The sequence below is a fragment of the Flavobacterium oreochromis genome (assembly GCF_019565455.1).
In the GTDB taxonomy this organism is placed as follows: Bacteria; Bacteroidota; Bacteroidia; order Flavobacteriales; family Flavobacteriaceae; genus Flavobacterium; species Flavobacterium oreochromis.
In genome coordinates, this window is the sequence record NZ_CP067377.1 from 3,078,319 (window position 1) to 3,093,170 (window position 14,852).

Sequence of the window (14,852 nt, forward strand, 5' to 3'; positions counted from 1 at the left end):
ATGGCAGGAGTTACCATGTATAGTAACCCATCCAGCTTCAAGCAACCTACCACCAATACTGCTGCAATAAATTGTGGAATTCAACCCCAAATCAATCTAACCAATCAAACAAACTTTACCAAAGAACTGCCTAATGATCAAGTAATAATGGCAGGTGATTTTGCCATAAAACTAACCGAAGTAACCGGTACCGGTACCTACACAGGAAAAGGCTATACCACCGTTCCTTACCTTTCTTCAGTTAAAATAGGCGTTGAATTTAAAGATATCGTATTAAATACCGACTTTAAATTAATAAAAGGAGAAATCAAAGCACTTTACGATCCTCAATGGAAAAACATTCTGGATGTCGGAACAATTTATGATCAAATAGAAAATGTTTTTGATGGTTTCTCCCCTGATGTAGAAGAGCATAATTTTTCAGTTGATTTTCTAATCGAAGATCCTAAAAATATAACCGTAACAGCTAATGCTATTACCATAACTAGCCCTGATGGACAAATCAAAACCTTTGAGCATGACCCAGGAGAACTGGTAATAATAAAAGATGTTAAAGGAAACACCTATACAGTAGACCCAGAAAAAGGACAAGTAACCCAACTAGCCGAAGGAGCAGGATTTGTGCCTAATGCTTCTAATACCGAAGGAGTAGCTTCTAACGGTACTGTCACTTCATTTTCATCTACGAGAGCACGGGTTTATTTTATGCGTTCCAGCCAAAGTAAATTTGCCGACGATACCGCACCCGCAAATGCCCATGATACCATACAAAAATTATACAAAAAACTAAATGATGGTAATACATCATACGCGTTTTATCACAAAGGAATCGTAAATGATGGCAAAGGAAGCAAGAGTACCGATTTTATCGATGCACTAATTGAAATTAACGACAGTAAGATAAAAGTTAGCGATATTGTTTTTAATAGCAACGGGGTACAAGCCAAAACAGTAGGAACGCCACAACCCGAAGGTAACAAAACCAGAGTCACCCTAGAAGTACCTGTTTTTGACTCTTCCACTGTTGTAGAACTCATGGCTATCATAAAAAGCACAGAAGCTAATGGTAAAAACAAACTCATAGGAGCAAGTAAAATTATCCCCATAAAACAGTTACCTACCGTTAACCTAACCCTAATACCCGTAAACGGAGCGGCTATACCCGAAGACATAGAAACCCAATTAAACGCACTTTATAAAGATGCTGCGGTTTCCTTTAAAGTGACCAAAGCAAAGGAATATACCGTAACTAAAAACACTCTTGAATGTGGTAAAGATGCCCTTTTAGAAAAGCTATCAGAAGATCAAGATGCATTTGTAAAAAGTTATACAAAAGATAATAAACCACAAAAAGACGAATTTTACATTTTTGTAACCAAGGGGATTACCCCAAGCCGACCTATAGCTGGTTTTATGCCACGTCATTCCCAGTTTGGATTCGTATTTACAGATACAGCTGCCCAAGAAACAAAACCGAATAGTAATATAACCTCCGTTATGGCACACGAACTGGGGCACGGCGTATTCGAGCTAGAACACCCATGGGAACAGTATGCTACAGGTAATAAAAATAGTAATACCCCTTGGTTAATGGATTATACCGCAGGTACTAAACTACCGTATGTACACTGGCAGCGCATTAGCCATCCTAAGTTTGGGGTGTATGTGTTGGATGGAAGTACGAAGGGGGAGTTCTCAAAATGTGTAATGACTCCTAATTTCAAAATTGTTAATATAGAGCAATCGTCTATAGTTCTAGAACCAAAGGACAAAAATATACCTACAGGTACTGTACCTGGTTTTGTTGTAATTGAGAAAGAGAAAGAACTAATATCCACAAAAAGATTTTATTATTGGGATAAAGATCGTTATGTGAACACTTCTAGTTTAAGTTGGAATTCAGACAAAAAAGTATTTGTTAAAATAGCAAATACTGAGCCTGTTTTTTGTGTGGAAACTAAAGCAGATGATCCAGAAATATTATTTTTTCTTAATTTAATAGATTGTCCAGCTAGAAAATTATTTTTGAGTAAATCTAAATTGCCTGTAGATTATAATACGAATAAAGTTTTAGCTGATTTCTTAGCATCAAAATTAAATGCCTCATTACCTTTAGAATGTAATCCTTTAGATAATAGTAAGCTTAATCAATCCCTTGCGGGATGGACATTGGCTAAAGATGATAGTAATGTGTCATGTAACATTGCGGATGAAGTAGTTATTCAAAAGCAATTATTAAACATAGCTGAATCGGTTAACAAACCAAATAATAAAATCAAAGATTTAGAACCTATTTTTAAAGCTAATATCACTCTGTGTTCAATACAAAAAATGGAAGAGTCTTTGAGGTTTAAAATATTATCTAAATATTTCAACGAGGCGACTGATGACAGTGACTTAGAGATCAGCATGTGTGAAAACACAGGATGCGATTATTTTTTCATCAAAGATTTGATCAAATACACTCCTGAAAATCAACAATTAAATCTTTTGAAAAAAATCAGAGAGAACAATTTTGAATGGATCAGGAAGTTATACGATTTTGGAAGCTCTACCGCAGGTTTTGGAAATGATGTCGAAATGAATCAAGTAGCCGAGATTTATTTAGAAGTTAGTAAATGGGTAATAAAATACTATGATCAATTAAATGTTCCACTAACCGTTAAACAAGCCTTTAAATTTGATAATCAACCAGCTATTTCTAATTATTATCCAGGAATGCAACCTTATATATTAGGTAAAGGAAATAAAGATATTACGTTGCAAATAGATAATTCGAGTGAGATTAATATTCAAGATACTAAGTTAGAATTTTTAGAGAATAGTAGGCTTCGTTTTTATAATCAATATATGATGACGGATTTATCTCCTAAAATTTATGACCCTAATAATCCACCATCAACGGCAAGTCTATACAAATATTTTAATTATAATGAAACTTATGATCCTTTTGAACCTGTAACTATTATTTGTGGTATAGAAAATCAATTTGGTTTACAAGTCAAAAAAGAGATAGTGATGCCAGCAATTGCTGCATTTGCTTATCAAGCTGTTTTACAAGAAGAAAGTAAAGAAGAAAATTTGAGACAGTTTGGAAATGCAATAATGATTACTACAGGTGTTTTAGCTACACCATTTTCAGGAGGAACGTCATTAGCAGGAGTACTTGCCACGATTTCAACAGTTGGTACTGCAGTTGGCTCTATTGATGCCTACATGACATCTGTAGCTAGTGCTGATCCTAGTTTTAAACAAAGTAGTTTTTATAAAGCTTGGGACACTACCTATACTACTTATAGTATGATTGATGGAGCAGGAGCAGTTACTAACCTTGCAGTTACAGGCTATAATATTTTAAAACTTAACAATTTTGCAAAAAGTTATAATGCTTTCGAAACTGCTATTAGTGGAGCTAATACCTTTCAGAATTCTGTTTTTGGAGAACGACTCAATCAGTTGCGAAATATATTTAAAAATGCTCCTACTGACTTAAATTTACTAAACAGAGGAAAAACATTTAGTAATTACATTTCTAAAATAAACACAGGGTTCAAAAAAACTTTTTTAGCCACTGTTCTTACTTTGAACTTAAATGTTAATGCCACAGATAATATTTTACAATTATCAAATAATGCAAATAAAATTGAAACGGTCTTAAACCTTTCAGGAAAAACAGAACAAATAACTGATGCCATAAAGAGTACTATAACGTCAAAATCTGATGAAATTGTAAAAGCATTTGATAATCAGAGTGTAGTAAGTATTAGAACATCACCTACTGCTCAAGCAGTAGATGGAAAATTTATAATTCTCAATGTAGGACAAGATAATATTTTAGCTACTCTAATTAATAATCAGATTAAGATTAATTTTGTTAAGGCGGCAGTAGATGGCTATCATATCTATGAATATAGTGAGGATAAAGATCCAGCTAATAATAATATTAATCCTAAATGCACATTTTGTCCTGATAAAATTGGTAATACAAAAGAAAGTGAGTTGTGTAAAAAACTTGAACAACTTGCTTCTAATACTCAAAACTCAACTGCAGTGCATAAACTATGTGCAAAAGGTATTGATATAGCTGTTTTAAATAAAGTACTCGCTCTTACTACTGCTAAACAAAAAGTTTTTGTGGATGATTTTGAGGGAATTTCTGAAGGAGGAATGGCCATTTTAAAATCAAAAGTCTATTTAGTTGATTATTGGAAAGATAATGGAGATTATTTTAAAATAGTGAAACCATATCATGGAAAAAATCATATTTCTTGGTTAACAAATGTTGAAGCAATTAGAAGTATGGGCGCTAGAGAGGCAGAATTAGCTAATACGATAGACCACATATTTCATCCTTTAATTCATTCAAACGATAGTATAATTCCTCCTTCAGGTATGATTAAAAATGATTTTGATGCAAAAATTGTTGGAGTCGGAAATTTACCTTCAGGAAATATAATTTTAAGATATAATAGAAAGTTTTTTAATGGTGATTTAATTGAGAATAATGAAGTAGCTTATGAAAATTATATCAACACATTACATCCATTCTTAAAAAAACATCTCGATTATATGGACTTTATAAGAAAAGATTGTTCTGATGGTAATGATGGTAATTTATTCGAAAAATTATATGGAGGTCGCATAACTAAAAGAAAAATAAATGTAGCTCAAAGACCAGGAATTCATACTGAAGTTCAAATATTAAATGAACTTATAAAAGGAAAAACTATTAATAGTGTTCAGGATATTCAAGCTTTGAATATTATGATAATAGTTAAAATTAAGGCTAAAAATTTTGAAAATTCTGATGATCATCAACATATGAGTACTTGTCCACATTGTTTTTACATTACACAAGGTGTCAACTTTATTAAAAATGAATAGATTATGGAGAGATTATACCCTCAAGAAGAATTTGAAAAATTTTTAATTGATGATGTAGATAAAAAGCTTTTGAAAAATAGTAATGAATTCTTTTCAGGAATTAAAGAGACCTTTTCAAATGAAATAGGATATTATGGAAGAAAATTTTTTTGCGGTGGAATACCTCATGGAATTTATTTTAGTAATCATTCAAATGATAATCAAGTATCTAGAACTATTCATATATATATATATGGAGAAGAAAGGTTTTTTTTTGCATTTAGTAACATAGATTGTAATATTTCTATTTATAGTTTGAGCTATCAAAATGATTTTTTTATTGATGATTTTAATTGTAAAAATGGAGCGAAATCTATTAATGCTAGCCTTATTGTTTTTTTTTTCAAGAGAAGATTTGAATTATGAAAATATATTAAATGAGAATCAAAATATCCTAGATGAATATTTTGAAGTTCAATATGACTTATATAGTTTGAATACTTTTATAGATATGTCAATTGATAAAGTTAAATATACTAAAGTTATGAATGCGTATTTAGTTAGTCAAGATATGCAAAAATATTTAGGTAAAACTGTTCCTGATACTTTTATGGAAAAATTTGTTTGGCAAGAAGAACAAATTGGGAAAGCCATAAATGAGGATCAACTGCCAACAGCCATACAATTTATCGGAGGGGTAAGTGTAGCTTATCATGACATAACCCAAAAAATAGTAGCGGTTGTAACCGTAATGAATGTAGATAGTCAAGAAATTGTGGATCAGGCAGTTTATACTGAGGATAAGATTAATATGCACATACCTGATATTTTTGGGTTTAATGAAACAGTGTGGACAATTAAAGCTTTTGAAAAATTATCTATAAAACCCCAGCTTGTTTTTTGTGATGGACATGGTATTGAACATCCAAAAAATATGGGCTTGGCTACTTTTTTAGGTATTCAACTTGATATACCAACTATTGGTTGTGCTAAAAAGAGATTAGTTGGATATTGTAAAAAAGAAGAATTGGGCTATAATAGAGGAGATTATTTAGAATTAATATTTGATGCGATTGTTGTTGGTAAAGCCCTTCGTACAAAAGAAAATTTAAGCCCAGTCTATGTTTCTTTAGGACATAAAATTTCTTTAGAAACAAGTGTAGATTGGGTATTAAAAACAACTAAAACAACAAGACTTCCTTTGGTATTAGAAATAGCTATTGAAATTGGAAGGGAAAATCTACCTAAACAATTCAGGATTGATTTTATGAACGATGAACCTAATGAATATGGTATCATTAAATTGTACTAACGTCATTCCCTCATTCTATGATAAAAACAAATAAAAAAATGTTAAATTTGAGATGAAAATTTATAGGTATTTATAAATGGCATTTCTCTGTTAAAAACAGTAAAAACTCTTCTTGTAAGTTTGCATCTAATATTTTTTTAATATTCTTTAAGATGGTCTCGCAATGAAAATAAAAGATTTTAAAATAATGACATTGTATTTAATCTTCAATTTTTATTTTTAAGCCCCCGATAACTATGGTTTTTTGGGTACAAACAAAACAATCACACCAACAGCTAGTAATAATCGTTTTTATGCAATATCTGGTGGAGGACAAGATAGTGAGGCTAAGATATTTGAATATTTTATGGATCGTTTGGCTCGTGAAAAAGATATTAAAATACCTAATGGAGCAGATAGAAAGGAGTATGTCGAACAAATTTTAGGTGGCTCAAAAGTCAAAATTAATATTACTACCGAAATGAGCCCTTGTGAGTCTTGTGAAGCTATTATTGGTAAATGTAATGAAATTAAAGCAGGAGTTGAAGTAAAAGAAAAGCACGGAGTTATTTATTAAAAAAATAATTATGAAAAGAGGAGAGAAATATATTTCATTTTATGAATCTGTGAAACAGTTTGTATTAGATACAAAACTAACATTAGTTGATGAAGTTGAAGGTTTAGATGAAACTGTTATACATCAATTTGAAAAAGAGCATCAAATTGAATTTCCAGTGACATTGTATGCTTTTTTGATTTTATTTGGCAGGAAAATAAAAGTCAGAAAAACTGATGAATGTTTTGATATGACAATAAAAGACATAAAAGAAGCTATGTTTGTTGGTGTTAATGAGAATTACAAACAAATAATTCTAAGAGATGAAGGATTTCTTGATTATGCAGACAATAGTGACGATGATTTTTTTATTTTAAAGACATAATTGACATTAATAAAATAATTTTCATAACACAATACCATCGTTGGTTTAGTTTGGGGTTTATTGATAGTCGCTCAGAAAACCCTATTATCTATCATATTACTGAAAAAAATTATTATTTTACTGAGAATATGAGTTTTACTTTTTTTATAAGAGATTTGTTATTTGAAGCCATAAGAGCTAAATTTAACATAAAAAAATATCCCTGATGAAAACATTGAAAATACTTCAATTCGGGAAGAAGAAATAAAAAATCTGAGAATAGATAAGCTTCCTTGGGGAAACTTTTATGTTGTGAATTATAATGTTTTATTCGGTTTTAAAGAGAATTACAGAAAACATCGATTAAAATTTTATGAAGTTATAGAAGAACAAGAAAAGCAAACAGGTTATATAATGACTGTAGATGAGTTTGAATGGGCATTTATTGATTATTTGAAAGAGCAAGTAGTCTTGAGTAAGATGGAGGAATGATTTGCAAGCTTTCTCTCGCTCCCGCCCAATCCTGATCGCTCAGATATACGCAAACAAAATCTAAGCGGTATCGTTAGCGCAGATTTATAATCATAAGTGTTCGAAACCCTATTTTGGTTTGAAAATATCCTCAACTTGATTTGGGTTTCCACCGCATTTTTCCACAATATCTTTGATGATTAATACTTCTAACTCGTTAGCAAATTTTAGTTTTGGTATTTTGTACCCTTTTAGATTGTTTAGTTTTTTATAAACTGTCAAAAGGATCGCCATTATCAAAGTCATATACATAACAACCTTTATTCCGTTTAGATTCCTAAAAATCAAATGACTAAAGTTTAAGTTTTGTTTTATAAATTTAAAAAACACTTCAATCTCCCATCGCTTTTTGTAAATATAGACAATCTCTTTAGAAGTCAGGTCATTACTATTACTTAAAAAATAGAATATTTCATTACTTTCCTTTTCTCTTGCAATGATTAACCTTAAAAATGAAGTTGTTTTTTTATTTCGTTTATCAAACAATATGACCTTCAAATCTCTTTCAATATATAATCTTTCTGTTTCGTTTTGAACTATTTTAAATTCCTCAACTATATCAAATCGAGTATAATTATTAAGACGAGTAACAAAAATAAAATTCTGGTTATTAAAACTTTCAAATGCACTTCTTGCCTGAAGTCCGCGGTCAAAGACCAATATATTTTCTGGACTTAGGGGACATTCATTTATCAAATCTTTTAAAGCAAAATCTTCAGAAACGAAAGCTTGTTCTGTAAATATCTTTGAGTGTATAGGAACATTCGAAAAAGCCATACTAAATTTCACAAATCTTTTATCTCCTTGTTTGTTAATCTGCATTCCTTCTTCAAATAATTTAGAAGAAATACTGACTAAAGTAGAGTCGAAAGCAATGATGTTGTGCTTTTTATTAAGATATTTATTTTGAAATTGTTTCAAGCAACTTTTGAAAATTGCTTCGAAATAACACGGATTTATAGTAACTAATCGGTCTCTTATCGAATTGTATTTTACTCCGTCAAAACTATTGTTTGCAATACTTTTAAATGCTAATGAATGATAAAATTCCTCCATAACCCTCAGGCTATTATTTTTTACATTTAGCATTGAAAAAAGTAAAAGTTGAAACATCGTTTGCCCATTGAGCTTTTTAACTTGGTAATCAACCTTGTACTTTAATGATAATCTTTCTAATTCCTCTTTTGGAATATAATTTAACACTTCCGAAACTTGCATAGTTTCTTGTAAAATTATAAAATTTAAGGTTTCGAACACTTATGGTTAAGAGGTCATGCCACAAGTTATTATTTAAGCGGAAAACTTGAGAATAAAAATTTTGAAGTAATAAGTAAAAATATAAACGATATTGATTTAGAGAAAGGAGATATTGCTGTGTTTAAAAAGACTGATAAGAAACCATATGGTCATATTGCTATGTATAATGGAAAAAAATGGGTTTCAGACTTTAAGCAACGCTCATTTTTTGTTCATGCAGAATACATTAAAGCGAATACTTACGCAATATATAGGATCCATCATTTGAAGAATCAAAAACTAAAATATGAAAAAAAATCTTTATTAATAGTTCCAATATTATTCATCTGTTGTAAAGGTGAAATTAAAGATGATTACAATAACAAAAATTCAAAGGGAAAAATTTTAGAACAGCAAAGTGTAAACGATAAAAGTAATTTAAAAGATACTACTATAGTTAGTATTGATGAAGGAGTAAAGTTTTTAAAAAAATTTTACAACAAATTTTACTACGATGAGAACAAAAATTTTAGCTTTTCTGATCAGAAAGAGTTTTTGTCTAAAGAAATTAATGATAAGATAAATAGTTTAAATTCAAATCCTGAAAATTTAGAATTAGATTATGATCCATTCATTAAAGCTCAAGATTATGATGGGGTAAGTATTAAAAAAACAATTAATTGTACCAAAGAAGCTGAAATCTTTGTTGTGACTTTTGTTAATTTTGAAGAAGATGGAGAAGTCAGGCTAGAATATAAACTTGCTAAAAACAGATTAGGTAAAATTGAAATTGTTAATATTTTAAACGATAGTCTTTTGAGAATTAAATAGCCCCCCCGATAACTATGGTTTTTCCAAATAATAATTGCTAAACTTTTCGATTATTTTTTGCGTATAATTCAATAACTTTATGTTAGAATAACACAATAAATCTTGCGAAGGGGAAGAAGTTTTTTACTTCTCCCGATCGCGCAGGAATGACACAAAGTGAGTCTCAGTGCAAACGTTGGCGCAGAATTCCCGATCGCGCAGGAATGACACAAAGTGAGTCTCAGCGCAAACGTTGGCGCAGAATTGCATTCATAAGTGTTCGAAACCTTAAATTTTATAATTTTACAAGAAACTATGCAAGTTTCGGAAGTGTTAAATTATATTCCAAAAGAGGAATTAGAAAGATTATCATTAAAGTACAAGGTTGATTACCAAGTTAAAAAGCTCAATGGGCAAACGATGTTTCAACTTTTACTTTTTTCAATGCTAAATGTAAAAAATAATAGCCTGAGGGTTATGGAGGAATTTTATCATTCATTAGCATTTAAAAGTATTGCAAACAATAGTTTTGACGGAGTAAAATACAATTCGATAAGAGACCGATTAGTTACTATAAATCCGTGTTATTTCGAAGCAATTTTCAAAAGTTGCTTGAAACAATTTCAAAATAAATATCTTAATAAAAAGCACAACATCATTGCTTTCGACTCTACTTTAGTCAGTATTTCTTCTAAATTATTTGAAGAAGGAATGCAGATTAACAAACAAGGAGATAAAAGATTTGTGAAATTTAGTATGGCTTTTTCGAATGTTCCTATACACTCAAAGATATTTACAGAACAAGCTTTCGTTTCTGAAGATTTTGCTTTAAAAGATTTGATAAATGAATGTCCCCTAAGTCCAGAAAATATATTGGTCTTTGACCGCGGACTTCAGGCAAGAAGTGCATTTGAAAGTTTTAATAACCAGAATTTTATTTTTGTTACTCGTCTTAATAATTATACTCGATTTGATATAGTTGAGGAATTTAAAATAGTTCAAAACGAAACAGAAAGATTATATATTGAAAGAGATTTGAAGGTCATATTGTTTGATAAACGAAATAAAAAAACAACTTCATTTTTAAGGTTAATCATTGCAAGAGAAAAGGAAAGTAATGAAATATTCTATTTTTTAAGTAATAGTAATGACCTGACTTCTAAAGAGATTGTCGATATTTACAAAAAGCGATGGGAGATTGAAGTGTTTTTTAAATTTATAAAACAAAACTTAAACTTTAGTCATTTGATTTCTAGGAATCTAAACGGAATAAAGGTTGTTATGTATATGACTTTGATAATGGCGATCCTTTTGACAGTTTATAAAAAACTAAACAATCTAAAAGGGTACAAAATACCAAAACTAAAATTTGCTAACGAGTTAGAAGTATTAATCATCAAAGATATTGTGGAAAAATGCGGTGGAAACCCAAATCAAGTTGAGGATATTTTCAAACCAAAATAGGGTTTCGAACACTTATGATTTATAATCTGTGCCCACAACAATGAGACTCAAAACAAATATAAAAGAATTACGTCTAGTTCGTTTTCTAAGTCAGCATAATTTCTTGCAGAACTAAAATAATAATCTTCTGGATGTGCAACTATCTTATCTTTTACTGGATTAAAATGGATGTATTCCAGTTTTTGCTTGATAAATGCATTACTATAAACATGCTCTGCATGATAGCCATTTTGCCATACTTTATAGGTTTGATTTTTCTTTAAATGATCGCATGACTTTTTAAAATATTCTAACATCCATTCGCGTCTACTTTCGGTTTCTTCTATTATAGTTTGAATGATTTTCTTGGATGTAAATTTTTTAAAATCCCGCATCACATCACTTAACACAAACCCGTTGGTAGCTTTACAAAGTAAATGTATATGGTTGGTCATAATACAATAGGCATATATTTCGAGTCCTTTATTGCTTTGACAATACTTCAAAGCATCAATAATATGATGTTTTTGGTTTAATCTTGTAAAAACATCAACCCAACCTACAGTTGTAATTGTAATAAAATAACAGTCTTCTGTAGTGGTGGCTTTATATTTTGTTGACATGCTTTGCACTTTTATATTTCTAAGTAAAAATACAAATTTGTTATGCTTTTCTGAAACTCTTTGTGGGCACAGAATGCAATTCATAAGTGTTCGAAACCTTAAAATTTGTAATTTTACAAGAAACTATGAAAGTTTCAGAAGTTTTAAATTACATACCAAAAGAAGAATTAGAACGATTGTCAATAGAATACAAAGTAGACTATCAAGTTAAGAAGCTCGATGGACAAACGATGTTTCAATTATTATTGTTTTCGATGCTTAATGTTCGACAGAATAGTGTTCGAGTTATGGAAGAATTCTATCATTCATTAGCCTTTAAAGGCATCGCTAATACTAGCTATGAAGGAGTTAAATACAATTCAATTAGGGATAGATTAGTAAATATTAATCCTGATTACTTTGAAGCCATTTTTAATAGTTGTCTTTCTCAATTCAAAGATAAATATTTAAAGAAAGAACACAATATCATTTCTTTTGATTCCACTATGGTAACAATTTCTTCAAAATTATTAATGGAAGGAATGAAACTTAATAAAAAGGGAGACAAGAAATATATAAAATTTAGTATGGCGTTTTCAAATGTGCCAATTCATTCAAAAGTATTTACAGAACAACAATTTCTTTCAGAAGAATTTGCATTAAAGGAATTAATAAATGAATGTCCATTAAATGCTAATAATATTTTAGTTTTTGATAGAGGTCTTCAAGCTAGATCTACCTTTGATGAGTTTAGTGATAAAGAGTTAGTTTTCGTAACTCGCCTTAACAATTATGATCGTTTTGAAACAATAAATGAATTTAAAATTATTGAAAATGAAACGGAAAGATTAATTATTGAACAAGATTTAGAAGTAACATTATTTGATGAAAGAAGTAAAAAAACTGAAAAGTTTTTACGCCTGATTATTGCCAAAGAAAAAAAACTGAAGAAGTTTTTTATTTTTTGAGTAACAGTAAAGAATTGTCTTCTAAAGAAATAGTTGATATATACAAACAACGTTGGGAAATCGAAGTGTTTTTTAAATTTATCAAACAAAATTTGAATTTTAGTCATTTAATGTCTAGAAATACAAACAGGATTAGAGTTGTAATGTATATGACATTAATTACAGTAATACTTTTGACTGTTTATAAAAAGTTAAATCAATTAAAAGGATATAAAATACCAAAACTAAAATTTGCAAATGAATTAGAAGTGTTAATAATGAAAGATATTGTACTCAAATGTGGAGGAAATCCAGATAAAATTAATGACATAATGAATACAGGATAAGGTTTCGAACACTTATGAATTGCATTCTGTGCCCACAACAGTAGGACACACAAGTAAATAAACAAAAAAGCAACTTTTTTACGAGTTGCTTTTTGTTTTATAGTTTTAATTTATCAAGGTTTTGGTAGGTATTACAAATTTTTGATTCTAAACTTAATATTTTCATTAAGTATTTTTTTCTTTCTATTGAAAAACCCCGCAGGGAAATGAAATTACAAATCATCTGACAAGTAAAATTTAACTTAGAACTGTCAGATCAAGTAGTGGTTATTACATCTCAATCGGCCCGAACGGACAATACTTTACATATTTTTGAGAAAGAATAACTACCTTTAAAGGAAAATTATATGAGATCTATAGATAAAGATAAAGTGCCATGCTTTTACAGTGTAATTAGTTCATATTAGCTGTAGTATTTCTAAATTCAGTAGGTGATAAATTTGTTTGTTTTTAAAAAAATTACTGAATGATTGTATATCATTAAAAGAAAGTTCATCAGCAATTTCTTGGATGGGTAAATGAGTGTAATTAAGTAGTCTTTTAGCTTCTAAAAGACGACGATTGTTAATAATTTCTAGTGGTGTTTTATCAATATGTTTTTTAAATAAATTAGATAACGTTTTTGGTGTTTTAAATAGCATATCAGCATATGCAGCAACGGTTGTATGTTGTTTATAATGTTTTTCTACCAGAAAGTTAAATTCACGTATTAAACCAATTGTTTTAGAGTCTTCTTTAAGAGAAAAATTTTGTTTTTTATAAACTCTAACACAAAGAATTAAAAATCTTTTTAAAAGTGATTTGAGCATTTCTAAGGTGTATTGATCATGTTGATCAATTTCCATTTCAAATATTTTCCAAAGTAAGTCAAATGCAGAAGCATTTTCTTCTACTGCTATTTTAGGTACGCTAGATGCTCCAAAAAATAGTAACCCTTTACACCCAACATCACTATCGTGATTTTCTATGCAATAAAAAGGTTGATTGAATTGAATTACTCTTAATTTTTCAAAATCAAATTCATTAATTTTATGAAAGGAAGTTAAAAACACAAAGCAATTAGTATTAATTTCATATGGAATATTATCGATAGTAAGATCAAATTTAGAACCAGTATTCCATAATATAGTCAAACTGGTTTTTAAATCTTTATTGAACATATATTTGCGTTCTGGAACGATTTCAGATACAAATAGATATTCATCTAAAATTCCATTGAAAATCATAAAAAAATTAATTTGTATTATATTACGGATCTAATATACCGTTTTCGTTTTAATTTTATATTGTAATACTGGAATTTTTAGATCTACAATTTGAAATGTATTTTTAAGAATAAAAGCCAAAAGTAATTGGTAAAACTACTTCTGGCTAAGATGAGGATCTAATAAATAATCCTTTTTAAATCATTTTATGCCCATCGACCTTCTCTTTGTACCATTTCTAATTTGTAACCATTAGGGTCATTTACATAAAAGACTTTGGCAAGAACAACATTTCCTAATTTAACTTCCATTAATTCAGTTGGTTCTAATCCATCTTCAGTCATCATTTTATGCAATGTAGGAAGATCATCAACCGAAATAGCTAAATGATCAAAACCACCATTTTCCATACCTGTAGTCATGTTAGGGTTTTTAAAAACTGTAAATTCTAATTCTACTTGGTTTCCTGAATCTTTTAGGAAATTAAGTGTAAGGTCTCCTAAATCTGCAGAAGCATCTAATCTAAAACCAAAATATTTGTTGTAAAATGCAAACCGTTTTATCTATATCATAAGTACGGAATGCTGGATGAATGACTTTAGCGTTCATAGTATAAAAAAATTAAAAGGTTTAACTAAAATAATTATTAGTATTTAT

General features: G+C 29.5%; 14 protein-coding genes. 10 read left to right on the forward strand and 4 right to left on the reverse strand.

Features of this window, described 5'->3' with window-relative positions; genetic code table 11:
* From JJC03_RS14690 to JJC03_RS14715, 6 genes are all read left to right on the forward strand, one after another.
* Positions 1-4,884 carry a hypothetical protein gene (locus tag JJC03_RS14690; RefSeq protein ID WP_235873556.1) on the forward strand — a complete coding sequence of 1,628 codons (4,884 nt, stop codon included), beginning with the start codon at positions 1-3 and terminating at the stop codon, positions 4,882-4,884.
* 3 nt (positions 4,885-4,887) lie between these two features.
* Entirely contained in the window at positions 4,888-5,289 is a 402-nt protein-coding gene (locus JJC03_RS14695) for a hypothetical protein (protein WP_235873557.1), read from the forward strand.
* Complete coding sequence (locus JJC03_RS14700; protein WP_235873558.1) at positions 5,225-6,175, forward strand: endonuclease V; 951 nt, start codon at positions 5,225-5,227, stop codon at positions 6,173-6,175. Before JJC03_RS14695 ends, JJC03_RS14700 begins: the two co-directional genes overlap by 65 nt.
* A 244-nt stretch (positions 6,176-6,419) precedes the next feature.
* Positions 6,420-6,731, forward strand: a complete 312-nt coding sequence (locus JJC03_RS14705; protein ID WP_235873559.1) for a hypothetical protein — start codon at positions 6,420-6,422, stop codon at positions 6,729-6,731.
* Positions 6,732-6,741: 10 nt separating this feature from the next.
* Positions 6,742-7,095 (forward strand): hypothetical protein, encoded by a 354-nt coding sequence (locus JJC03_RS14710; protein ID WP_235873560.1) that lies wholly within the window; start codon positions 6,742-6,744, stop codon positions 7,093-7,095.
* A 291-nt stretch (positions 7,096-7,386) separates the two neighbouring features.
* A complete protein-coding gene (locus tag JJC03_RS14715; protein WP_235873561.1) occupies positions 7,387-7,566 on the forward strand; it encodes a hypothetical protein in 180 nt (59 codons plus the stop codon).
* A gap of 108 nt (positions 7,567-7,674) precedes the next feature.
* Here the strand turns inward: JJC03_RS14715 and JJC03_RS14720 are convergent, their stop codons facing one another.
* Entirely contained in the window at positions 7,675-8,823 is a 1,149-nt protein-coding gene (locus JJC03_RS14720; RefSeq protein ID WP_235873562.1) for an IS4 family transposase, read from the reverse strand.
* A 198-nt stretch (positions 8,824-9,021) separates the two neighbouring features.
* On the opposite strand from JJC03_RS14720, the gene JJC03_RS14725 reads away from it, so the two are divergent.
* Both JJC03_RS14725 and JJC03_RS14730 read left to right on the forward strand, forming a co-directional pair.
* Positions 9,022-9,672: a DUF3828 domain-containing protein gene (locus JJC03_RS14725; protein ID WP_235873563.1), complete on the forward strand. Its 651-nt coding sequence runs from the start codon at positions 9,022-9,024 to the stop codon at positions 9,670-9,672.
* A gap of 294 nt (positions 9,673-9,966) precedes the next feature.
* A complete protein-coding gene (locus tag JJC03_RS14730) occupies positions 9,967-11,115 on the forward strand; it encodes an IS4 family transposase (RefSeq protein ID WP_235873494.1) in 1,149 nt (382 codons plus the stop codon).
* Between the two features lie 47 nt (positions 11,116-11,162).
* On the opposite strand, the gene JJC03_RS14735 is transcribed toward JJC03_RS14730, so the two are convergent.
* The gene (locus tag JJC03_RS14735) at positions 11,163-11,717 is read right to left on the reverse strand and encodes an REP-associated tyrosine transposase (RefSeq protein ID WP_088445539.1); all 555 of its coding nucleotides are present in this window, start codon (positions 11,715-11,717) and stop codon (positions 11,163-11,165) included.
* A gap of 125 nt (positions 11,718-11,842) precedes the next feature.
* Between JJC03_RS14735 and JJC03_RS14740 the strand changes: the two genes are divergently transcribed.
* Both JJC03_RS14740 and JJC03_RS14745 read left to right on the forward strand, forming a co-directional pair.
* Positions 11,843-12,664: a hypothetical protein gene (locus tag JJC03_RS14740; protein WP_235873564.1), complete on the forward strand. Its 822-nt coding sequence runs from the start codon at positions 11,843-11,845 to the stop codon at positions 12,662-12,664.
* Positions 12,661-12,990, forward strand: a complete 330-nt coding sequence (locus tag JJC03_RS14745) for a transposase (RefSeq protein ID WP_235873565.1) — start codon at positions 12,661-12,663, stop codon at positions 12,988-12,990. The genes JJC03_RS14740 and JJC03_RS14745 overlap by 4 nt, the downstream gene beginning before the upstream one ends.
* Before the next feature lie 398 nt (positions 12,991-13,388).
* Here JJC03_RS14745 and JJC03_RS14750 read toward each other — a convergent pair whose 3' ends face one another.
* Complete coding sequence (locus tag JJC03_RS14750; protein WP_235873566.1) at positions 13,389-14,216, reverse strand: helix-turn-helix domain-containing protein; 828 nt, start codon at positions 14,214-14,216, stop codon at positions 13,389-13,391.
* Between the two features lie 185 nt (positions 14,217-14,401).
* Entirely contained in the window at positions 14,402-14,758 is a 357-nt protein-coding gene (locus JJC03_RS14755) for a VOC family protein (RefSeq protein ID WP_235874391.1), read from the reverse strand.
* Positions 14,759-14,852: the final 94 nt, after the last annotated feature.